We start from the raw sequence: 23,125 nt of genomic DNA, 5'->3' as shown, positions 1-23,125 counted from the left end.
GTTACTCACCCTCCTTCAATGCCGGAACGTAAAGGATGTTCAGGTCACACAGATTGGTGCCTGTGTTACCCGTAAAGACGGTAGAGCGGATCGCTTCGAGCGCTTCAAAGCAGCTGTGCTCGCGCAGGGCCTGATACAGGCTGATGCCTTTGTCCGACGCGGCCTTCAGACTGGTGGAATCGGTGATGCCGCCCGCAACTTTGGCGGTGCCGTCCGTGCCTTCGCTGTCGATGGACAACAGGCACGCACCTTTGGTCTTCGCCGCCGTGATGGCGAAACTGACGGCCATTTCCTGGCCAGGACCGCCGTGCCCGCGGATCACGCTGTTGTCCTCGATAAGCGTCGTTACCTCGCCGGAACTGAGCAACACACACGGGGCCTTGACCGGATTTCCATAGGTCTGGATTTCTCGCGCGATCGATGCGAAAAAGGTGCCGGCGTCACGGCTTTCACCTTCGAGGAAGGACGACACGATCACTGCGGGAATGCCCATCTCTTCACACACGTGCTTCGCGTAAATGCACGAGTCGGGCAGCGTGTTGAGAAGGAAGTATGTGTTGTCGGGAAACGCTTTGGGCGTCTCTGACTCAGGTCCGGCGTTCATCAGATAGTCGACAACGCTTTTCGGCAGCCGATCGGCGACGTTGCGATTGATGATCGTCGCGCGAGCGTCGTCCAGCGTCGTCATGTCGGGGCCGATCGGTGTGCTCTTGTAAGCTGAATAGGGCACGGCGATATCGCCGGTGGCGGGCGAGCCTACGGCATCGCTGATACCGAAGCCGATCAGTTCGGCGCCCACGGCCTGGATGCGCTTTGCCAGCATCCCGCCGTTCAAGGCCGAGATATGGCGGCGCACCGCATTGATTTCGTAAATGCCCGCACCCGATTTAAGCAGCACGTCCGTCGTATCGATCTCATCCTGCAGACTGATGCCGTCGATAGGACACGACATGAGCGCCGAACTGCCGCCGCTGATCACCGCGATGAACAGATCCTCGGGTCCGGCCTGGTCGACGATCTCGATGATCCTCTTCGATGCCCGATGGCCTTCTTCGTTTGGTAGAGGATGCCCGCCAACGTACACTTCCGTCCTGTTGAACCGGTCTGATTCTTCGTGGATCTTCACGATGGCGATGCCCTGGGTCAGGCGGTCGCCCAGCACGTGATCCACCGCCATCGCCATATGATTGCAAGCCTTGCCGGCACCGATCAGGTAGACGTTGCGCTTGCGCGATAGATCCCATGAGCGCGTCCCGATGTGCAACACGCTGCCTTCCATGCGCATGATGTTCCGGATCCGCTGATAGCTGTCGAGCTTCTCCAGTGTCCGGTCTGCGATCTCAAGCACAACGCGCCTTGAGTCCAGGTCGCCTTGTGAGAGGACTTCATCTGAATTTCGGATTTTCTTCATGGCACTCGATGTGTTTCTTTGAAAATCAACGTCGTACTACTAACCGATAGATATACCGCTTGCTTCATTCGCTACGGTGAGAGTGGAGCCGGATTGAACCCGCTCCACTCGCTGCACGCTATCGGGTAGACAGTTCGAAAATGGCGTCGACCTCTACGGCTACGTTACGCGGCAGGGAATTGCATCCGACTGCCGCACGCGTGTGACGGCCTGCGTCACCGAGGATTGCAATCATCAGATCCGACGCACCGTTGAGAACCTTCGGATGGTCCTTGAATTCAGGTGCGGCATTGACGAATCCGCCAAGCCTGACGCAACCGACAACCTGATCAAAGTCTCCGCCGACCGCCTGATTTACCTGAGTCAGAATGTTGACCGCGCATAACTTTGCAGCAGCCTGCCCGTCCTCAAGAGAAAGATCCGTACCAAGCTTGCCGACGTATCGATCAACCCCTCCGGAGACGGGAACCTGACCCGATACATAGAGCAGGTTTCCAACGCGCTTTGTCGCAGAGAAATTCGCGCCCGGTGTCACGGGAGGCGGAAGCTCGATACCGGCTTCGCGCAACCGTTGCTCAAGACTTGCACCCATCATGCACCTCCACGTGAACGGGAACCCAGCGTCTGAACGTACGGGCCGCATCGCTCGACAGCGACACGCGTCGTCTCCTCGGGCGGGCGTTCCCACCAGTCGAGTTCGGAAAAGATCTCAAGCTCGAACGGGCCCGTGTAGCCGATGTCATCGAGCCATCCCTTGATTCGCGGAATATCGACGACACCATCGCCGACCATGCCGCGATCGCGCAGATTGCGCGTCGGTACCAGCCAGTCGCAGTAGTGGAACGTGAGGATCCGTTCGGGGCCTGCACGTCTCAACTCGGCCTCGAATACAGGATCCCACCAGCAGTGGTACACGTCGGGCACCAGGCCGGCTGCGTCGCCGAGTTCATCGCACAGGTCGTTCGCGACCCTGATCGAATTGAGGACGCTGCGATCGCCCGCGTACATCGGGTGCAGGGGTTCGAGACCGAGCTTGACGCCGACTTCCCGTGCGTGTGGCGCGAGTGCGAAGAGCGCATCGCGAACTCGCGCGCGCTGGCCTGCGATGTCCTTGCTGTCGAGCGGCATCCCGCCGACGACCATCATCAGGCAGCCCGCGCCGATTTCGGCAGCTGCGTCGAGCAATCGACGGTTGGTGTCGATCGCTCCGTTCATATTGCTGTGAACCGAAACGTTCAGCCATTCGCTCGTGCACAAAGACGGTACCCACATTTCCGCTTCGCGGAGATGCTTGCGGGTCTGCGCGACGCCATAGTCTTCAAGGAATTGCCGCCACACGGCGATGCCGTTCACACCCTGTTGCCTGTACCCTTCGATGGCCTGAGGCATCGACCATTTTGGTGTCGTGATCTGGTTGATCGCGAATCGCGAAAGATCATAGTTCATGTCAGTCCCCGTCATACCTGAGTGCCGCGTAGTTTCGCGGACGCGTCGCGATCGAGCTGCTCGCCCTTGAAAGCAACCTTGTGGAAGGCCTGGGCGTAGTCGCGTGTGATCTTTCCATTGGCAAGGTCCGCCTCGATCAGATCGAGTGAGCGCTTCACCGGATCGCCGTAGCCACCACCGCCGGCCTGTTCATGACGGACGGTCGCGCCTCGATGCAGCGTCATCGTGAACTTGCTCGGCAGCGGCTTGGTTTCTCCGTCGGTCTTCAGATAGTTCGACGACGGTGCGCCCGCGCATCCACCAAAAAGACCATAAGGGGCATGGTCGCTGCGATCGGAACGAACCTGCGCGACGACTTCTTCGGCGAGAATCCGGTATTCGCGCACGAGGCCGAGACCGCCGCGATATTCGCCTGCTCCGCCCGAGTCCTGAGCGAAGCCATACGCTTCCATGACGATCGGGTAGCGCGCTTCGAGCGTCTCGATCGGCATGTTCGACATGTTCTGGGATGGATTGGTCACACCCTCGATACCGTCCTTGTTGAAGCGTCCACCCCACGCGCCGTTGATCATGTCCACCAGAATGAACGGCTCGCTGGCCTCCTTGTCATAGCCGCTCAATGCGATCACCGTGTTGCCGCCTTCTCCGGCGGCCATGACCTTGGTAGGCGCGATTTGCGCAAGCGCGCCGAACACGGTGTCGACCACACGGTAGCCAGTGAGCGCGCGAGCAGCGACGGGAGCGGGCAGGCGCGGATTGAGAATGGAGCCTTCGGGCGCCGTGATGTCGATGCATCGATAGACGCCGGCGTTGTTCGGGACATCCGCTTCGAGAACGCAGCGGATCGCCAGGTAGGTCGCCGACTTCACGAACGACAGCGTCGAGTTGATCGCACCTCGCACCTGCGGCGAAGAGCCGGCAAAGTCGACGGACACGCCCGAACCCTTCACCGTGATCGCACATTTGATCGGGATGGCATCCGCGGTAAAGCCGTCGTTGTCGATATAGTCCGTGAACTCGTAGACGCCGTCGGGCCATGCCGCGATCGCCTGACGGGTCAGACGCTCACCATAGTCCAGCAGCTCGTCGAAATACTCGCGAAGTTCTTCCTCGCCGTAGCGGCGGATCATCTTCACGAGCTCGCGCTCGCCGATGTTGCACGTGGCCAGTTGCGCGTCCAGGTCGCCCATGACGAGGTCAGGCAGACGGACATTCTTCTTGATGATGTTCACCAGGGTCTCGTTTGCTTCGCCTCGCGTGTACAGCTTCGTCGGCGGAATACGCAGGCCTTCCTGGAAAATTTCGGTGGAATCGGCAGCGTTGGAGCCCGGAACGCGGCCGCCCACATCGCAATGGTGTGCAATGACGACGGAGAAGCCCTGCAGCCTGTCTTCGAAGAAGATCGGCTTGAACATGAAGATGTCCGGCAAGTGCATGCCGCCTTCGTACGGATCATTGAAGATGATCACGTCGCCGGGTTGGACATTGTTCGAATACTTTTTGATGACGACATCGACGGCGTCCGGCACCGCACCGAGGTGCAGTGCGACGGTCTTGGCCTGGGCGAGGATGCGGCCGGCCGCGTCGCACATCGTCACGGAATAGTCGAGGACGTCGCGGATGATCGGTGAGCGTGCAGTACGCATCACGGCAAATGCCATGTCGTCGACGATCGTATCGAGCGCGTTCTTGACGACAGCAAAGGTAATGGGATCGACTTTACGTTGTGCCATGTTCTACTCCGTTGGGTTTCAGTCAAGCGACGCGATGACGCTGCCGACCTTGTCAGTGCTGACGCGCCAGCCTGGCGGAATGACGATCGTCGTATCCGAGCTTTCGAGAATGACGGGACCGACGATTTCCTTGTCCAGCAGAGCGCGCGGGACGATCGGCGTATCGACCCAGCCGGATTCGCGGTTGAAATAGACCTGTCGATTGCTTCGCTTGTGGACTTCCGTCGAGTTAGCGGCGCTACGAATGTCGCGGAAATCAAGCGTTTTGGTTGCAATGCCGCGTGCGAGCAGTCGAACGTTCGCGCATTCGATCGCATCATTCGATGCATAGCCATAGATCGCCGTGTAGGCTTCCCGGAAGCCTTTCCGCAACGACTCGCGGCCTGCTTCGTCCAGCGTGTCGGGAATCGCGACGGGGATTTCATAGTCCTGGCCGCGGAACCTCATATCGAGTTCGAACACGTACTGGATACGGTCGGCCGTATAGCCTTCACCCGCAAGAGCCGCGGCGGCATCGTCACGCATGGACGTGATGTGCTGGGCAAGGGCGTCGAGGTCGAACGTGTCGAGAGGATGGAGGAACGGGCGGACAAAGTATCGCTCCACTGCGCCTGCGAGCATCCCCATGGCCGTGAAGACGCCGGGCGCCGCAGGGAACACGACACGCTTCATTTCCAGCGTACGGGCAAGATCGCAGGCGTGAACGGGACCCGAACCGCCGAACGCCATCAGCGTGAAGTCGCGTGGATCGACTCCGCGTTCCACCGTCACCGCCTTGATGGTGCGCGCCATGTTCACGTTGACGACTTCGCGGATGCCGACCGCGGCCTGTTCGATCGAGATCCCGAGCGGCTTGGCGAGCGTTTCTTCAATTGCGCCGCGAGCAGCCTTCAGATTGAGTTCCATTGTGCCGCCGGCAAGCTTCTGCGGCAGGAACCCAAGTACGGCGTTCGCGTCGGTCACGGTCGGGCGTTCGCCGCCGATGCCGTAACAGACGGGACCAGGATAGGCGCCAGCCGAAATCGGACCCACGTTGAGCAGACCCCCTGCGTCGATCCATGCAATCGAGCCCGCACCGCTGCCCACCTCGGCGACGTCGATCGTCGGGACGCGCATCATGTAACCGCCGGCCTTGATGAAGCGGCTCGGCGTCGAGATACCTGCGCGGAACTCGTATTCATTCGTGCGTGCCAGCTGCCCGTCATGAATCAGGGATGCCGAGGCCGTGGTGCCGCCCATGTCGAACACGACGAGGTCGGTATCGTGGCGCGCTTCGCCGAGGCGTCCGGCGCCGACGACACCAGCAGACCGGCCGGACGAGATGAAGAAGACGGGTGTGTCTTGCGCGATGCGAGCGCTGGAAAGACCACCGTTCGAATTGCTGACGAGGAGCGGTGCGTTCACGCCGATACGCTTGAGGCCGCTTTCAAGACGCTGGAGATAGGTGCGCAATGCTGGCAGGACATAGGCATTGACGACGGTCGTCGACGTACGCTCATACTCGCGAAGTTCCGGCAGCACCTGGATGGACGCAGTGACGCTGATCTCCGGAAACTTGTCCTGGAAGGCGGCGAGGGCGGCGGCCTCGTTCTCCGCGTTCTTGTATGAGTTGATGAAGCAGATCGCCACGGACTCTACGCCTTCGCTCCTGAAAAACTCGCCGGCTTTGAGCACCTCATCGATCGGCGTTGGGCGATGTACTTCGCCGGATGCCAGTGTGCGTTCGTCGACTTCGAGCCGATAGCGGCGTTCGACGAGGGGAACAGGTTTATCCCATGTCAGATCGAACATGGTCGGCGTGCGAACGCGGCCAATTTCGAGCACGTCGCGAAATCCCTTCGTGGTGATCAGACCGGACTTCGCTCCGACTTTCTGGAGCATGGTGTTCGATCCGACTGTGGTGCCGTGCAGAACTTCGGTGACATCGTCGGTCTTGAGACCCGCCTGCTTCAGGATGCGTTCGACCCCTGTCAGTACCGCTTCCTCAGGTGCAGCGGGAGTTGAAGAAACCTTTGTGAAGGTAACTTGACCTTTGTCGTCGAGAAGCACGAGGTCAGTGAAAGTGCCGCCGATATCGACGCCGATGCGTGCGCTTGCCATAGTTTCATCCGTCCAATATTTGCCGAATTGATGCCTTTGGTGACCGGTATCCGCGTCAGGAGGTCAAGGTGAAATTCCCCTGAATGCGTCGTCGGCCACCGCCGCGTTTCGCGATTACCTCGAGAGATTCACTGCCACGTACGACTGCGCAACGCCAAGCCGCGGCGCCTTGCCATGTGTTGCCATGGCCAACCGGTAGCCGGGCGTGTAGGGCGGGGCGAACTCGGTGTGCCCCTCATCAGCGAGCGCTGCGGCAAGTGCGGTAAGAATCCACTTAAAAAACTTCACGACGGTCCTCCATGCGTTAGTCATCGCTGTGGACTTATTGTCGATCAAATGCCGACAATGTCAACCTGTCAGAAATCGGAAAGCATGGGGATATCTGCTGGAAGGCTTGTGTGGTAAGGGATTGAAGGCGAAATAGTGGAAAACACCAGGGCTTTTTTCTCGTTAATTCACCAAATCGTTACTTGACTTTTGATGGTTCGAGTGGAACGATTGTCGACATGTAGTCGACGTGTGATCGGCAAATTTTCCGAAGCAAAGCGGCTGCTGCGCTATCGATCGAAGGCATCGATGGCAGCCTGCACCAGCCCGTTTGAAAGCGGTGACAACCATTAATTGAGGTTCAGACATGGCAACGAATTCGAAGCTGGTCGTTGTAACGGGTGGCGCGAGTGGAATCGGTGAGGCGACGGCACGCCGCTTCGCAGCTTCTGGCGCGAAGGTCGTCATTGGCGATCTCAACGCGGAGCGAGGCAAGAAGGTCGCTGCAGATCTGTGTGAGTCGGGAATGAAGGCCGCTTTTTACCCGTTGGATCTCGGCGTCGATGAATCGATCCAGCTGTTTGCGGAGAATGTCCTCAGAACTCACGGCGTTCCCGATGCGCTGGTCAACTCGGGCGGCATTCTTCAAAACGCGGTGCGTTTGCTTGAGATGAACGTCGCTGAATTCGATCGGCTCTTCGACGTCAATGTGCGAGGCACTTTGATGATGTCGCGGGCATTTGGCGCGGCGATGTGCGATGCGGGAGCGGGCACGATCATCAACCTGTGTTCGTTGACGACATTCAGGGCATCGGCGCAGATCGGCTACGCGGTCGGGAAAGCGGGCCTGAAAATGCTGACGGAAGTCATGGCGGCCGAATGGGGTCCTAAGGGCGTTCGCGTCAATGCAGTGGCGCCTGGCTACACATTGACGCCTGCAATGCAGGCTCGAATTGATTCGGGAGAACGTGATCCGGACGCCGTCGTGCAAAAGTCCGCGCTGCGGCGATTCGTCCGCCCGGACGAAGTTGCGGAAACGATCTTTTTTCTGTGCTCCGAGAACGCGTCCGCGATTACAGGCGTGACGCTTCCCATCGATTGCGGCTGGCTTGTCACGACCGCTTACTCGTCGTACGCCGCACAGCCATAGACGAGCGAGGGAAGTATTGCTCGGACTCTCTCTCGAAGCAGTTCTTCTGGCGACGTTGGACGTTGGACGTCGGCGTCTAAGGCAATTTCTGGAGTAGTTGAAAGATGACCATAACGGGACACACGCGCGTCTTCTACACCATTGCGGATCCGATTACACAAGTGCGCACGCCAGAGGTATTCAATGCAGTTCTGCCGCTTTGTAATATCGATGCAGTGATGGTCCCACTTCACGTCGGTGTAGAAGACCTCGATATAGTGGTTCGATCGCTGTTTCGTTCCCCGACTACGGGCGGAATCATTCTGTCGATTCCTCACAAGCCGGCAGCGGCGGCACTGGTGGACCACTGCTCCAAAGCAGCAGCCACCGCAAATGCGGTGAATGCGATCAGGAGAAATGCGTCGGGTCAACTCGAGGGAGAGTTGTTTGATGGGCTTGGGTTTCTTAAGTCTCTCGACCGCCACGGAATGAAGTATCGCGGCCAGCATATTCTGCTGATCGGCGCGGGCGGAGCGGCGTCGGCGATAGCGACCGCTCTCGCCGTTGAAGAGCCAGCTCGACTGGCGTTATTCGACCCGGATACAAGCAAAGCGGAACAGCTCGCGCATTCGATTGAAACTCAATATGGAGTCGACACAACGGTTCAGTCCTGTAACGACCCGGCCGGCTTCGATCTGGTGATAAACGCTTCCCCGCTCGGGTTGAAACCCGACGACCCTCTACCCGTGCCGGTGGATCGACTCGAACCATCCGCCCAGGTCTGCGACATTCTGATGAAGAATCAGCCGACTCCACTGCTTCGCGCGGCCATGGCGCGAGACATCGCGGTGCAGCCTGGCTTTGACATGTTGATCCTGCAGACGCCGTTCTTCTTCGACTTCTTCGGCCTCACGGAAGCCGCTGCGCTGCTGCGCCAGGACGATTCCGTCGTGCGCAATCTTCTCTTCCCCACGAACAGCACACCGGCGGCGGTTTGAACGGATGAGATCATCGAAGCGCGCCATCGGCATGGGCGTCATGTCTTCGACAGCCTGAAATTTTCCCTAGGTTGTGCCACGAACCCGTCGGCGCGGCGATAATTCGTCTCGCTGGTTTTCCTGCGCCGCCGGTGACCTCGACAGGTCGCCGGGTCTGGTATGGCGTAGAAGAATCAGAGCTGGGAGCCTTGCTCCGCAACGCGTTCAATATAAGGATCGTGAACCTGATGGCAACCTTGGATGACAACGCGGGCGGTCGGATAAACACCGACAGCACCGGCGCAGGCATCGCGATCATGATCGGCATGACGGCACTATTTGCAGCAAGCGATTCGACCGTCAAAGTCATCGGTGCAGCGGTCCCGCTGCTGGCTTTGCTCTGGGTGCGTTATCTGTTTCAGATGATCGTGCTGGGCGTCTGGCAAGCGCGCCGCGACGCGTCGCGCCTATTGCGCACCGGCAGCATAAAGCTGCAGATTGCCCGCGCTGTACTGTTACTCACCAATTCCGCTTGCACATTCGCGGGGCTAAGGCATTTGCCGCTTCCTGTCAGCACTTCACTCGCGATGCTCGCACCACTTATTTCCACGTTGCTCGCGGCGCTCGTGCTCAAGGACGATGTGCCGATGAGCAAATGGGCGATGGTCGTGCTCGGCTTCATTGGCATGTTGCTGGTCGTTCGTCCGGGTGGCAGCCAGTTCACCTGGACAGTCGTCTTCCCGATAGGCTCGGCCGCGACCTTCGCGTGTTATCAGGTCGTGTCGAGTCATCTGTCGAAGATCGATGACGTCAATACGACCAACTTCCTGACTGCATTCGGGGCGACAGTCGTGCTTTGCGTGCTTGTGTGGATGGATCAGGCGGAGACGCTTCCGGCACTTGCTAGTGTGCAACTGCGGAGCTGGCTGCTTGTTGTATTTATGGCGACCATGGCGACTCTTGGTCATTTGCTGATGCTTCAGGCACTCAAGCGCGCGCCGTTATCGTTACTCACGCCATTCGCTTATGCGCAGCTAGCGTTCGCAGCACTGTTTAGCTGGCTGTTGTTTGGTCAGGTACCTGATATGTGGACGACCATAGGCATGTGCGTGATAGCGGCGAGCGGTATTGGTACAGTGCTCATGCACAATAGAAAGCTTCAGGTGGGCGGGGGCTGACGTTTTATGGGCGCTCCACTAAACACATGATTCCATGGCATCGGACTGTCACACGCTACGCTTTCCGACGGCTCAGGACGGTGCCCAGCGTGTCGATCGCCTTTTCTGCGGTATCGAGCGAACTTAGCAAGTCCTTGTCCGCTCCGCTGCCGAAGTCTCTTCTCAGCTGTTGAATCGACTGCACGCTCTGATTCAGCGCGGAGAGCGCCTGTGACAGCTCCGTGAGGCTCAGTTTTTTCGCGGTGTCGTTCGCCTGCATCGCCGCCGCGTCGAACTGTTTGCTCGCTTTCGCGAGTGCCACGTTGCACGCGGCGATGTCCTGCAAACATTGGTCGATGTTTTGCCGGAGCAGCGCAATCGCCGCCTGTCCCGCAATCTCGTCCAGACCTTGAATGAACTCGTTGTTCGGACTCGACGAGCTGATGAAGTCTCTCAGCGAAAGGCTCGCTGCGCTGCGCTTGTCCGCGTCGCCATTCTGCGCCGCATCTTGGGCGGTGCTCAGCAGTGCCTTGAGCGTGTCTGCGCAGCCTTCCGGATCCTGATCATTGGTCATGATGCCCTCGCTTTTTCGATAAGCGCGCGCAGTTCGACAATCGACTCGTTCAGCGCCGCGAGATCCAGGGTGCCGCCGCTCTGCACCGCGGCCTGCAGGTCGCGATGCGCCTGTGCCCAGTTCGAAACAGCCTGTTTCGCGGTGTTGATGAGTTCCCGGCGGGTCTGGAGCCGCGTATTGCGCAAGTCGTATTTCTGCTGTCGTTCAGCGAGCACAGGTGCGATCACCTGTTCACGGTGAACGATCTCGTCAAGTTGCCGGGTCGTGTCCGTCGTAAGCGCTTTTTGATAAAGAGCTTGTCTGTTTTTGGTTAGTGTCTGCTCGTAATCGACTTCGGCTTTGTAGCTGAGCCTGAGTTTCGTGTCGACAATGCCGTCCGCGTTGCGCAGAATGTCGCCAGCGGCATCGAGTTCACGGTTCATCACTATCGCGACATTATCGACGGCAGGCTGCATGCGCGAGAGCGCATCCTCCAGCGAGCGAGCAGCGACGACGTTCGCGACCTCGCGATCGATGGTCTTGAGCAGAGCGAGCACTTCGCCCGCGGCGAGCGCTGGCGGCACGGCGATGCCGAGGCTATCGGCGAGCTTCGTGCCCGCGTCGAACACCTGCTGCACCGCTTCGTCGCCGTTATGGGTCGCCTGCACGATGTTTGCGAGCGCGTTGCCATAGCGCATCATTGCGAGCGTGCATTGATCGGGTACCTGCCACAGCGTCGAAAAGCTCTGCGCCTCATTGGCGAGTTCCGCCTCGTTCAGTCCGCTCGTGACGACGATGCCCGCCGACATCACTGCCGAATGGAGTTGTGATCCGGCGACAGCGAACGGGCTCGCGTCCGGCACGCTCTTGCACGCAGCGAACATCGAAAGGACAGCCGCCGCGATCATGCCGCGCGCGACCGCATGCTTGATCAAAAGTCTCATGTCAAACGCCTCGGTAAATCGCACAGGACCGTTCCCGGCTACGGTTATCGGCTTCAAGGCACCGTTCCACGTCAGATCCTTGCCCGCGTCGTGCCTCGGCCGTAGTGGCAGGCACGCTCCTCCATCGCAGCGCGTCGAGATCGCGAAACACACGCTGCGATCGACGCTTCAGGGGATCTATGGTTCTGCCGCTCAATGCTGTCTCTCTTCATCTAATCTGCCGCGAAGCAGCTCGAGCACGGACCATCATGTAGCTCTGCCGGCTGGCGTTGCTCCGCTTTGTGACGATATCTTGTCAACAATCGTAGGCACGAGTCGCTCTGAGAAACCGGCTGCGAAGCCAATCACCAAAATAACTTGCCATCCCATCGCCGGGCCCACGAGCGTCGCATTCCCGAAGTTCGCGAGTGGAGTGATTCCGCTTTGCAAAAGACAGAGCAGCGCACCCGCACCGATAGCGCCAACAGTAATTCGCAGCGCAGCATCGGCGATGTTGTCGCGCGTAAGCAAGTCGGTCAGAACCTTTCGCTGCTGGATGTTCATGGCAATCGAAAAGAAGGCGCCTATCGTTCCAGCTCGCGCAGCGAGCCAGAGCGCTGCTGTCGGATGCGTGGGGCCGAACAGATACGCCTTGATGATCCAAAAGGCAACGCAAAACAACGCGGCGACAGCGAGCGCGGACAGCAGATAAAGAAAACGTCCCCACGACGCACGCTCCGCGACAATCTCGTCGCGGACCTCGGTGAGCGCCTGCATCGGACTCGTCGAGTCGCCTTCGAGACATTGGTTCAAAGCGGCCGCCACGCGTGCGTTATAACGCCGTGCGCGCTCTGCTATGCGCGGCTTCCTGCTCTTCTCCCAGCCGTCGATAAGTCCCGTGATCTGACTGCGTAGAGGATTCAGGCACGCCATCTTCGCGCGCTGCACGTCGGCAAGCGGCGCGTTGGATGGATCCATTACGCGGTCGTCCGCATATTGCACGATCACTCGCTCCGAACTACGGTAAATCGCATAGCGCGGTGGCGCCTTATAGTAGATCTCGCAGATCACTCGCTCCGATAGATCCTCCTTGCCTCGCTCGACATCGTTAATCGCGCCGCCACGACGTGGCATCAGGCGAAGCAATATCGGGGAAGGTGCCTCATGCGAGAGATAGTAACCAAGCAGCTTACGAAGCAGCGGCTCATCGAGAGATGTCAGTGGCGCGTCGTGGTTCCTGGCGACAAGGCAGCTTGCCTGAATCGTCTGGTCGACACAGCCTGCGACATCGAACGTCGCGTTCGCTGCTCCTGTCAGAGGTTTGACGATTCGCACATCACGAATCACGCATGTTCGCGCGATATCGAAGTGCTGGCAAAGCGCTCGGAGCGTGTTGTCGGAGACTTCGAACAGCACGCCCCAGGTATGCCCGCTCGCCTCCTCGAGCAAGTCCGGAATGGGACTTCCCACGCGTTCGGTGCGCTCGCGAAACACCATCATGGCGCCTTCGATGTATCCCGATGCAATGGGTTGCCGCGTCGCGTACTCGTCATAGGATTCGTTGGGGGTATCCGCGCTCGCATTTTCCGCTTGGGCGCCGGCGCCTTCGCCGTGGAGGGCTTCAGTCATGCGAGGCGCAACTGTCTTGCTGGTCAGTGCGCGCGCAAGGAGGCTTGCACGGTCGAGTTCGGTGCCGTAAGCGAAGAAGAAAGCCATGATGTGTCCTCGCTCAAGCAATGTCGCTCGCATGCTAAGCGTGTGAGTAGTCCAAAAAGCCCGTCAACACGGAATCCGACGGCTTGCGCCGCTGTAAGCGAAACACCCCGACGCCGTTGCGAGAGCCGTCCGTGTTGGTGTTCCCCTCGATCGTCTGGAGCGCTCCACCCGGAAGCACCGATTCAACGATTCCCGTATGTCCCATCCCGCCACCGAAGTCGAGGATGAAGATGAGTCCGGGCTGGATCAGGCTCCGGGTATCAAGGGCTTGCTGCTGCGTGATTCGTTTGACGTTCGGAAGGTTCGCCGCCGCGACCCAATGCTGATGACAGCTCGCCGTCTTCGGCAGAGGTGTTGTCCGGTTCAGGTGTTGCGCGGCCTGTAAAAACACCCAGTACATGAAGCACATGCACCACGGTCTCGAGTTAGGACTGCCTTGGGTAGGATCGATACCGGTCGCGCGCAGATACTCATCGACCATCGGCCCTCGGTTCGAGCCAGGCGGCACTTCCATTTGATGATCCTGCGATGTAGCCACGGCAAGCGCCTGCGCCAATAGTTGCGCGATGGGCTGGACGACCGTGGGTACCACGCCGAACAACGCGGTCCAGGTATGGAACCCGACCTCGCCATCAATCTTCAGCGGCAGCCCGCTGTCATCCGAGTGTTGAGCCTGGAACAGCTTCACGACAGACTCTGTCTGCGCGTCGAAGATTCCGCTCTCAGGCGCGGCATAGCCCAATTCGCGAAGCCTATTCTGCACCAGTGTGACTTTTTCGGATGCGTTGGAGCCCAATTTAAGAATCACGCCATCGAACGGTTTGATATCCATGTTCATACCCTCGCTGAAGTGAGGACTTCGTGATCGTGGATTCGCTCACATCGCAAGACGATGCAGGAATTCGCTATTTGAAATGCATTCAGCCGTTGAGATTTTGTTTTTTGTCTTAGGACAACGTAGTTACGTACTAAGACTACGAATTCGGAAAATCATGTGTGAAATGCTTAGGGACTACGCACGCCAATAAGTGGCGCCTCATTGGCTAAGTGGCGATACAGATTGATACTCCGCACAATGAAGCCGAAGCGGCGACGAGCGGTTTCCCCGCCGTTCATCTTCGCATATGCGTCGATTTCGCGTTGTATCCGCTTTGTCGGTGTATCGGTGTCTCTTGATTCCGCGAGCGCTTCATCGGCCAGGACGGGCGACGAGTTACGAACACGAGCATTGGCCAACGCTTGGTCGATTGAACCCCGTGTGCTCAACACCTTCTCTACCGACTTCATCCAGGTTCTGTCGAGCCAGCTGTTGAAAATCCATTCTTGACCCGACTCGGTGCGTAATGCCTTGCGAACATAGGTTCGAAACAATTGCCAGTCGGCGGGACCGAACTGACTATTGTTCCAGTCCGCGCAGTTTTTGTCGGAAACGCCACCATGTCCATTCTCAGCGAACGGCACTCCCATGAGGTCTTCGTGAAGGGTGGGCGTCTGGCACAGACCCGAAGCGCGGATCTGATCGAACTGGATTCGCGAGTGGCGATACGAGGCGGGATTGGCTAACACGAGAAAGCGCTCACGATGAGCGTCTTGATCGATGAAACGCTTTGCGACGAACTCGATGAAGCGGCCAAGCTCGTCTGAGTCGACATGAGATATACCGACGCCGCCAAGGTCATAGCTCATCACGTGCTTGCCCTGTTTCGGCCCGCTATTGCTCTTCCAGTCATCTTGCCTCGGATCGTCCGGCAGGTCGTCGCCGCTCACCCCCCATTCGCTGACGCCGACCGTGAGCGCTAGCAGTCCGAGGTTGCGCAGCGCCACGGCGTCGTCGGGATCGGCGAGATGCGCTCGCACCAGCGCCTTGTAAAACGACGACGGCACGGTTTCGTTCGTGGCGTTGTCATCGGCCGTTCTCGACCATTGAGCGAAGCGCATCAGTTCGCCCAGTACCGGGTTGGTCCAGCTCATACCGTTATCGCTTTCACTCATTTCAGGACTCCCTGACGAATGAGACCGATTGCCCTGGCATTCTGATGGTCCGATCCTGGACGATCGGCAGGCGTTCTGCTAGTTGAATAGAAGGTGACGGAAGGGATTTTGTAAACCAGCAGCGAGAACTTATGTTGTCTACCACACATAGATATCGATCTAGTCGACCGTGATTTCGGTACGTTCGCATTCTGAGTTCGCAATCGAGGTCATGGTCGACCCCACCCTTGCATGGTTGTCTGCCGTCAATAATCGAATGTCAGTTTGGTGCGCGCCAACCTCGACATGAGGCTTCTCCGATCTTCAATGCTCGTCGAGTCGAGTGTATCAAGGACTTAAGCAATTGACGGCGTCGCTTCGGTATCTCTATCTGAGAGAACTTGACGGTCCACCAGAGATCTAATGGAGTACATAGATCGTACGCTGTGTATCTGGATCGATTCGTCCTGAAGTTCCTCTGAGGAGGCAGTAGTACTTTGGACGCAAACGACCAGAACGAAACACTCGTCATATTTGTTTCATTTTTTTGCTCACATTGCTTTTACCGCTAACGTGACTGGAAGTAGACACAATGCAGTGAAGGGGCTAGCGTATCCAGATCACAATGGAGGAAACATAATGGAAACGCCGGAAAAGCAAGAATTCTTGATTCGCTTCGAGGAACTATCGCCTGCAGAAGCAGGGGCGCAAGCGCAGATTCTAAAAGATGCTCTCTTGGATACCACGCCGCACGTTGAAGCAAGGATAGAACGTGATCGCACCGAATCGATGGACCTTGGTGCGACGTTGGTTCTGGTTTTAGGAACTCCGGCGGTTATAGCCATAGCGAAAGGACTCGCGGCTTTCATGGCCCGTGAGCGGGAGGCCACGTTAGTGATTGAATGTGACGGCAGAGTTATATTTAAAGGAAACTCCAGTGATGCAGCAAAAATCGCTAAAGCACTGCAGTCAAGTGACCATCCTGGCCGGTAACACATGAACACTGAGCGGCCAGTCCCCGAGCGCACTCTGGTAGTGATCCTCGGAGCAAGCGTTTATCCGGACAATGATGCGTTGTCGAATGAACGCTTCAAGAACTCGGCCGAAGAGATCAGGCGATACCTTTTGGATGCGTCGAAATTCAATCTGCCGCAAGGCAATCTTTTGTGGTTATTTGACGATGATCGTCGTCCAACAGACCTCAATGATCAACTTGAATTATTTCTTCAGTCCGCCATGCGGAAACCGGAGGATTGCCGTCCCCTTGATGTTATCGTCTACTACGTAGGCCATGGTTTCTTCGGGGACAGGAGAGATTACTACCTCGCCCTACGTAGTCTGAAACCGGACGCGCCTGAGTATTCGTATCGATTCCAGGCACTTCAGCGAACGGTCAAAAAGATTGCTCGATTTGCTCGTAAGTTCTACATAATCGATGCGTGCTTCTCAGCGGCTGCCGCAAAGGAATTAATGGCCGTTGAGGCGGTTGTGACCCGCGTTATCTCCGAGATCGAACTCGAGGCACGGGACGATTTGCCCGCGCGCGGGACCGCGGTTCTGTGTGCGGCGGGCCCTGACGACTACGCGGAGGCCCCGAGCGTCGAAACATATACGATGTTCACGGGCGCATTGCTCGATGTATTGAACAATCCTTCAGAGTCGCCCAGTGTTTTGTCTCTGAGGCAGGTTCACGGCCTCGCTGATCATGTAATTCGGCAACGGTTCGGCGACACCGGCGTGCGACCGCAAATCCATGTTCCAGAGCAAAAAGAGGGGGACATCGGGTCTATCCCTATGTTCCCGGTTTGCGCTGGAGACGATCAAAGGGATGAGGCCGCGGCATCAGTTCTGACAGTGGAACATGGTGCACTGGATCCAATCTCGTTCGGCGATCAAGGAGCGATACATGCGCTTATCGTTGGCCGCCTGGTTGAACTGTCCAGTACGCAATCGCCATTGACCGACGAGGTCCGGATCGCATGGGAAAATTTCAGTCCGCAAATAATGGCAGCGGCGAATAACTACCGAGCCAGCCGTGGCCTCCCTCAAGTATCAGCGGAGAGGCCAGATGGGGGCTTCATACAGTCGAACTTGGTCGTTGACCGGGCGTTCAAGTCCGAGGCGTCGTTGTGCCAAGCGGTGTTAGCCCTTTGCCGGGCTGAGGTCGCGGTTTTTGACCTAACCGACTGGGACCCCGGAACGATGATGTTGCTTGGTATTCGAGCTGTTGCGCGTCGCGGACTAACTATCGCCAGCATTGGCGGTGACTTCACGATCGGTGCTGACCTGGCGGTACCGTTTAATCTGCAATTGCTGAACCTGGCGTCGCATTCTGAAGCCCAACAAGAGAAAGGGGTAGGACGGCGACCGTGGGAACTGATCGGGGGGAAGATCGTCACCGGATTCCGCGACCTCGCAAATCTCCCTCACTACCTCGATCTACCAGCATTTGACTCGGTGCGTCAGCTCGGAGTGGAATCGGCAGCGTATCGCCCGGTTCAGTACAGCGAGCGGATCCTGGTGCTCTGCCCGTTCGGGCACGAGTACACGAAAAGCAACTGGCGGCGGTTAGAAAAGGAATTGCCGGGTAAGGTCATGCAGAGGGTGCTGAAGGCCACTGGTCGTGCGAGTGAAAGCCCCGCTCTTGTTCGTCTATTGGATTTGAAAACTCCCCGACTTGTTGCTCAGACACTTTTTGAATCGATCCGTACTGTCGACATGTGTTTGGTCGATTGGACAAATCTTCGTGCTAACGTCTCGTTCGAGGCCGGTGTCAGAATGGCTACCAATCCTCTTGGTGCCGTGCATGTAATGGATTCCAAAGCCAATTCGCTTCAAAACTCTGAGAGCTTGCCTTCCCATGTACGTGACATGCTGAAACTTTTCAATCCCGTGATGTACAACCCGATTCCCGGCAACACGTCTGTCTACGACGAGATGATTACTCGTTTTGAGACGAGCTTGGAATTGAACCGTAAAGGTAGCACCAACTTCATCTATGCTGCCGTGGGCTCTGAGTTGGACTATCACGCACAGCCGGCCGCGCTGCCATTGGTTGATGAGCTTGTTCGAAGCGCCAACATTCTGGAAAGCGACGATCAGGAGAGTACCGGTATCTCTCCAGTGCTTTTCCATGAAGTCAATCCCGACCTGGTTGTAGCGGCTCGCGAGGCTGCTGCAGACCGGCGTCTGGCTGCGTGGTTATATATTTCGCGGCGATGGCGTCCTGAGGAAATTGTGGAAAACACGCGATTGCTGGACCAGTTCGAGCTTTTGTCATCGCAGGTTCGACGTTGGGCACGTAAAGTCAAGCGTGACGATTTGTTAGAGGAGATCAAGGCGACGTCAAAGATGGTGAAGGATTTGGCGGCAGCTAAGAAGGCACTACCATGAGCGAGTTAAACACCGAGATTGAGATCGCACGGCTGGTGGGGCGTGCGAAGCTTCGCAAAGAAGAAGCGAAGGATAGTCGGGACGAAGGCGACATTGAAAGTGCTATTGAGTTCTTGCAAGACGCAATCGCCGTCATGGATGACTCGCCGCTCTCTGCGCAATTGCACGATAACGGAGCGGCCTCCGCTGCGGTTAAAACACTGGCGTATCACCTGGCGGACTGCCTGGGGATGTTAGGTGGCAACTATCGTCGACTCGATCGATTCGACGAAGCCCAGGCCTGCTTCGAACGAGGACGAATTTATGAAGATTCACCAAGACTGGAAGTTGCGAGTTCGTACAATCTGGTGAACGCAATCACTTTGCCGTTGGAGAGAAGATCATCTCGGCTCGACGAGCAAACGGAAGAATTGCGTCGGGCAGTGGGAGCAATCAGTCGACAGATACAAGGTGAACGGAGAAACGATCGTTGGGCGTGGGCCGATCTTGCAGAATGTCAATTGCTCCTAGGGCTGGGCGATGAAGCTTGGCGGAGCTACCGGCGAGCAAGAGACCTTGGCGATGAAGATACGGTAAATTCAATCGTCTCCGTCTTGCAACGGCTAGAGGCAGTTCTGCATAACGGCGAGCAGGAGGCTGCAAAAAATATCAATGAAGCAATCCAGGCTCTGCGTGGATAGAGATGTTGTCGGTTCATATCACCGATCAGCGCCCCCGGCGTTGATGGGCGAACGTCGGCGAATGCCGATATCCAACGAGTGGGGCACGGTCGTGCTGGTCCGTTCGTTCATTTTTGAGGCGCCAGTTCGGAGACCTCCTGGATAGGTGCTACCTCATAAGGTTTTCGATTGCGTGCGCGCTACCGATGCGTGCAACTGCCTGTCCCCTGGTCGCCACGATCAACGCGGTTCGTCGCCTCAACTCATGTCACGTCTAGTGCAGATCCACGTTGTGTGATGCCCCTTTAGATTGACGAAGAATCGCGCTGACACCGAAACCGGTAACGCGCGGGTGCCGCTTGTGAATATTGGTAAGCGTGCTGAAAGGGATGTGGGCGATAAGTCGGGTCTCGCAGTGCCGTTGTGAAATGTCGCCGGATTGTGTGTGCCAGCGAACATATCTCCGTCCATTCGACGTGACAGATTCTTCAGATAACAACTCACAACGAATACCGGATAGCCGGTTAGAAACACGAGAGAAACGGGGTATCAGACGAAGAGGGCACCATGGCACAACCACGTCCTGTCGATCTCGACACCATCAACCTCGTCAAATGCTTCGAGGGCATTCCCGGCCTCGCGGTCGGCGACATTCATCCGTACATGGACCCCGTCGGAATATGGACGATAGGGTGGGGTCACGCAATTTCCGTCGACGGGCAATTTCTGCGCGGGAGCACCAATCTGAACAGAGTCAAGGCACTCTACCCCGACGGAATCAGTCTTAATCAGGCAGACGCGCTGCTCGCCACGGATCTGATGCAGGCCGGAAGCGGTGTGCTGTCGGTGGTGACGGTTGCGCTAAACAATTTTCAGTATGGCGCGTTGTCGAGCTTCGTGATGAATTTAGGGTTGGCTAACCTCCGATCGTCTACGTTGCTCAAAGAGATCAACGCAAACCAGATGCAGGCGGCCGCCAATCAGTTTCCACGGTGGTGTTACGCGCAGGGGAAGTTTCTAAAAGGTCTTCTCGATAGAAGAAACGCCGAACGCGCACTGTTTCTCAAATGACAACGGAGGAGATCATGAGAGCGATCACGCGTTGGTTCGCGATGCTTGTCATCGTGTCGGTTTCGTCTTCTATGCATGCAGTCGCGACACCCGCTGCCGGTTCACCCGACTCGACGGCACTGGGCGACATAGTCTCCGTTCCCATTGGTACCCCTTGCCCACCACTTTCTGTTGTTACGAAGTACAAGCTTCTTGTCGACGGCGCCTATACGGGCATCGCGGCGCAGGGTTGCAGAAACTATAAAGATCATGTCGCAGCCGGCACGCCCGATCAGGAGATCGGGCACATACAATTTCTATTGCGAAAGGACTCGGATCCTCCTGCGCCTGAAACGGCCGTCGCGTGGCGCACGTTGATCGGCTCGCCCTGGGCCGGACCGGGTACGGCCAGGGTCCGGCAGATCGATGTCGGCGTATCCGACGAAAGCGACAAGGACATCGCTGTGAGCGGCGCCTCCGCGCAGTTCGTCTGGTCGCCGTTATGGAAGTTATGGGCGGGTGTGTTTGCGTTTGTCGTGGTGGTCGCGCTGTTCGTTTATCTGGGTGCGAAGACGTCGCTATTGCGTGACGTCGGGAGCAGTACGAGTGTTGACTTCAACAAGAGAACATTCAGTCTTGCGCGCACGCAGATGGCGTGGTGGACCGTGATCATAGTGGGTTCATACATTTTCGAATGGATCGCGTCAGGAACGATGCCACCGCTTTCGGCGCAGGCACTTGCACTCATGGGTATCTATAGCGTGCTGACTGTCGGTTCTCGCGGCGTCGATCTGGCGCGGGAAACGAGCTTTCCCAGTGAAAAGATGCCGCGCTTTTTCCGAGATCTCGTCAGCGATGAAAGCGGTGTCGCAATACATCGCGTGCAGATGCTGGTGTTCACGGTTGTCGTCGGTGTGATGTTCATCTATCAGGTGGTCGCGACTGCGTCGATGCCGGCTCTCGAACCCTATACGCTGATCATGATTGGCATCAGCGGGGCGACGTATATCGGTTTGAAATCGACTGAACCACAGCCAAAAAGCGACAACGAAACGGACGCTGCTGCAGGATCGGGGCCGCCGGCAGGCAACGACATCAAATCTGGCTACTCAACGGTCGAATCGACTCCTTGAGCGCGACGCATTCGCCTGTCGTTGAGTCATACAGCGCCGGGTCTTGTACCGTACTCACCACATTAAAGAGTGTGACATGGCTAACCTTTCCAACATAAAGCACATCGTTGTTCTGATGCTGGAGAACCGCTCCTTTGACAACGTCTTTGGATTTTTGCAGCCCGCATCAAGTCAGTTTGACGGGCTCAAGGATAACGCAACTGCAGGAAACGACGGTGTGGCGCCATGGACCAGAAAGAATGGTATGACCGACTACAGCAAGATTCCGAGCCCCGATCCCGGCGAGAGCTTCAAAGATATCCAGCAGCAGATTTTCAATGGGGGCGCTACTCCAACCATGGGCGGTTTCAGGGCGAATTACGCGGCAAATGACGGCGCGGCGGACGACATCATGCATTGCTTCCAACCGGATGATCTTCCCGTGCTGAGTCAACTTGCCACCAGTTACGCCGTCTCGGACCGATGGTTCGCCTCTGCACCATGTCAGACATGGCCGAATCGCTTCTTTGCTCATGCCGGCACCGCGCACGGCTATGAGAACAATGCCGTCGAAGGTTTTCCCTTTCCGATGCAAACCATCTTCAATGAACTGGATGGCATCGTTCCATGGAAGATCTATTTCCACGATTTTCCTCAAGCTGCATTGCTGTCGCGCCTATGGCCGCACTTCGATCATTTCAGGCAATTCAGCGAGTTTCTCAACGATGCGGCGCAAGGACACCTGCCCGGATATTCCTTTATCGAGCCGATGTACTATCCGAATCTCGGTGTGCCGCCAAACGACATGCATCCGCCGCACGATGTCGAGATGGCGGAAGCGCTGGTCGCGAAGGTCTACAACGCTGTGCGTGCATCTCCGAACTGGACATCCACGTTGCTGGTTATCACATTCGACGAGCACGGCGGGTGCTTCGACCACGTGCCTCCTCCTGCGGCAACCATGCCCGAGCCGCCGCGAGAAGGGCATTTTGCGTTCAACACGTTCGGTGTACGCGTACCTGCTGTGGTGATATCTCCATACACGAAGAGTGGCACGGTACTGAGACCGCAAGGGAGCACGCCATTCGACCATACGTCGATTATTCGCACGGTGCGCAACTGCTTCGGTATAGCAGGACCGCTTTCCGCACGTGAAGCCGCCGCGCCGGATCTCTCCTGCGCGCTCAACGACGAGTTCGATGCCAATCGGAGTCCCGTAGCGGTGACGCCTCCCAATCCCGGACAACTGGATGTGTCGGCTGTGCTGCAAAAGCAGGTCAACGATCTGCAAGATCTCCTGCAGATCGTTGCAGTCAACCTGAAGCGATACGCCGATGAACCGACCATTGAAGGCTTGCTGCAACGCATTCTCGAGTCGAAAGATCCGGATCCGCCACGGGCGAATACGGCGGGTAAGGCAAGCGAGACCGTGCGCAGCGCCATGGAGGCCGTACTTGCGAAATTTTCCGCGCCGGGTACGCCCGGGGCGAGCGGCAATGGAGCGAACAACATCTATCGCGGACATTGA

Annotated in this window: 19 protein-coding genes; 9 read left to right on the top strand and 10 right to left on the bottom strand. The window is 57.5% G+C overall.

The features are described from left to right. Window position 1 precedes the first annotated feature (1 nt). The 5 genes from G3N95_RS12245 to G3N95_RS12225 form a co-directional block, all read right to left on the bottom strand. Complete coding sequence (locus tag G3N95_RS12245) at window positions 2–1,411, bottom strand: DUF4147 domain-containing protein (protein WP_205970247.1); 1,410 nt, start codon at window positions 1,409–1,411, stop codon at window positions 2–4. A 118-nt stretch (window positions 1,412–1,529) separates the two neighbouring features. Further along, window positions 1,530–2,006 carry a RidA family protein gene (locus tag G3N95_RS12240; RefSeq protein ID WP_241018427.1) on the bottom strand — a complete coding sequence of 159 codons (477 nt, stop codon included), beginning with the start codon at window positions 2,004–2,006 and terminating at the stop codon, window positions 1,530–1,532. Next, window positions 2,003–2,857 carry a sugar phosphate isomerase/epimerase family protein gene (locus G3N95_RS12235; protein ID WP_205970246.1) on the bottom strand — a complete coding sequence of 285 codons (855 nt, stop codon included), beginning with the start codon at window positions 2,855–2,857 and terminating at the stop codon, window positions 2,003–2,005. The genes G3N95_RS12240 and G3N95_RS12235 overlap by 4 nt, the downstream gene beginning before the upstream one ends. Before the next feature lie 11 nt (window positions 2,858–2,868). Further along, window positions 2,869–4,590 carry a hydantoinase B/oxoprolinase family protein gene (locus tag G3N95_RS12230; protein ID WP_205970245.1) on the bottom strand — a complete coding sequence of 574 codons (1,722 nt, stop codon included), beginning with the start codon at window positions 4,588–4,590 and terminating at the stop codon, window positions 2,869–2,871. A gap of 18 nt (window positions 4,591–4,608) precedes the next feature. Then, window positions 4,609–6,690, bottom strand: coding sequence for a hydantoinase/oxoprolinase family protein (locus G3N95_RS12225; protein ID WP_205970244.1), 2,082 nt, complete (start codon window positions 6,688–6,690; stop codon window positions 4,609–4,611). 634 nt (window positions 6,691–7,324) lie between these two features. On the opposite strand from G3N95_RS12225, the gene G3N95_RS12220 reads away from it, so the two are divergent. The 3 genes from G3N95_RS12220 (at window position 7,325) to G3N95_RS12210 (ending at window position 10,241) form a co-directional block, all read left to right on the top strand. Continuing rightward, window positions 7,325–8,107 (top strand): SDR family oxidoreductase, encoded by a 783-nt coding sequence (locus tag G3N95_RS12220; RefSeq protein WP_205970243.1) that lies wholly within the window; start codon window positions 7,325–7,327, stop codon window positions 8,105–8,107. Between the two features lie 104 nt (window positions 8,108–8,211). Continuing rightward, entirely contained in the window at window positions 8,212–9,084 is an 873-nt protein-coding gene (locus G3N95_RS12215) for a shikimate dehydrogenase (protein ID WP_205970242.1), read from the top strand. A 227-nt stretch (window positions 9,085–9,311) separates the two neighbouring features. Then, the gene (locus G3N95_RS12210) at window positions 9,312–10,241 is read left to right on the top strand and encodes a DMT family transporter (protein WP_205970241.1); all 930 of its coding nucleotides are present in this window, start codon (window positions 9,312–9,314) and stop codon (window positions 10,239–10,241) included. A gap of 55 nt (window positions 10,242–10,296) precedes the next feature. Here G3N95_RS12210 and G3N95_RS12205 read toward each other — a convergent pair whose 3' ends face one another. The 5 genes from G3N95_RS12205 to G3N95_RS12185 form a co-directional block, all read right to left on the bottom strand. After that, window positions 10,297–10,794 carry a hypothetical protein gene (locus G3N95_RS12205; RefSeq protein ID WP_205970240.1) on the bottom strand — a complete coding sequence of 166 codons (498 nt, stop codon included), beginning with the start codon at window positions 10,792–10,794 and terminating at the stop codon, window positions 10,297–10,299. Next, window positions 10,791–11,717, bottom strand: coding sequence for a hypothetical protein (locus G3N95_RS12200; RefSeq protein WP_205970239.1), 927 nt, complete (start codon window positions 11,715–11,717; stop codon window positions 10,791–10,793). Before G3N95_RS12200 ends, G3N95_RS12205 begins: the two co-directional genes overlap by 4 nt. A gap of 246 nt (window positions 11,718–11,963) precedes the next feature. Further along, window positions 11,964–13,412 (bottom strand): gamma-glutamylcyclotransferase, encoded by a 1,449-nt coding sequence (locus tag G3N95_RS40535; protein WP_241018426.1) that lies wholly within the window; start codon window positions 13,410–13,412, stop codon window positions 11,964–11,966. A gap of 34 nt (window positions 13,413–13,446) precedes the next feature. Next, the gene (locus G3N95_RS12190; protein WP_205970238.1) at window positions 13,447–14,244 is read right to left on the bottom strand and encodes a peptidoglycan-binding protein; all 798 of its coding nucleotides are present in this window, start codon (window positions 14,242–14,244) and stop codon (window positions 13,447–13,449) included. A gap of 173 nt (window positions 14,245–14,417) precedes the next feature. After that, the gene (locus G3N95_RS12185; protein ID WP_205970237.1) at window positions 14,418–15,404 is read right to left on the bottom strand and encodes a hypothetical protein; all 987 of its coding nucleotides are present in this window, start codon (window positions 15,402–15,404) and stop codon (window positions 14,418–14,420) included. 618 nt (window positions 15,405–16,022) lie between these two features. On the opposite strand from G3N95_RS12185, the gene G3N95_RS12180 reads away from it, so the two are divergent. From G3N95_RS12180 to G3N95_RS12155, 6 genes are all read left to right on the top strand, one after another. Then, entirely contained in the window at window positions 16,023–16,376 is a 354-nt protein-coding gene (locus tag G3N95_RS12180; RefSeq protein WP_205970236.1) for a hypothetical protein, read from the top strand. A 3-nt stretch (window positions 16,377–16,379) separates the two neighbouring features. Beyond that, window positions 16,380–18,776, top strand: coding sequence for a caspase family protein (locus G3N95_RS12175; protein ID WP_205970235.1), 2,397 nt, complete (start codon window positions 16,380–16,382; stop codon window positions 18,774–18,776). Then, window positions 18,773–19,456 carry a hypothetical protein gene (locus G3N95_RS12170; RefSeq protein WP_205970234.1) on the top strand — a complete coding sequence of 228 codons (684 nt, stop codon included), beginning with the start codon at window positions 18,773–18,775 and terminating at the stop codon, window positions 19,454–19,456. The genes G3N95_RS12175 and G3N95_RS12170 overlap by 4 nt, the downstream gene beginning before the upstream one ends. 546 nt (window positions 19,457–20,002) lie before the next feature. After that, on the top strand, window positions 20,003–20,506 hold the full coding sequence (locus tag G3N95_RS12165; RefSeq protein ID WP_205970233.1) for a lysozyme: 504 nt from the start codon (window positions 20,003–20,005) through the stop codon (window positions 20,504–20,506). Window positions 20,507–20,520: 14 nt separating this feature from the next. Next, window positions 20,521–21,618 carry a hypothetical protein gene (locus tag G3N95_RS12160; RefSeq protein WP_205970232.1) on the top strand — a complete coding sequence of 366 codons (1,098 nt, stop codon included), beginning with the start codon at window positions 20,521–20,523 and terminating at the stop codon, window positions 21,616–21,618. 76 nt (window positions 21,619–21,694) lie between these two features. After that, entirely contained in the window at window positions 21,695–23,125 is a 1,431-nt protein-coding gene (locus G3N95_RS12155; protein ID WP_205970231.1) for an alkaline phosphatase family protein, read from the top strand.

This window comes from Paraburkholderia sp. Tr-20389 (assembly GCF_017104565.1).
Lineage (GTDB): Bacteria > Pseudomonadota > Gammaproteobacteria > Burkholderiales > Burkholderiaceae > Paraburkholderia.
Note: the sequence above shows the minus strand (reverse complement) of the source record. Positions and strands in the feature narration are given on the sequence as shown.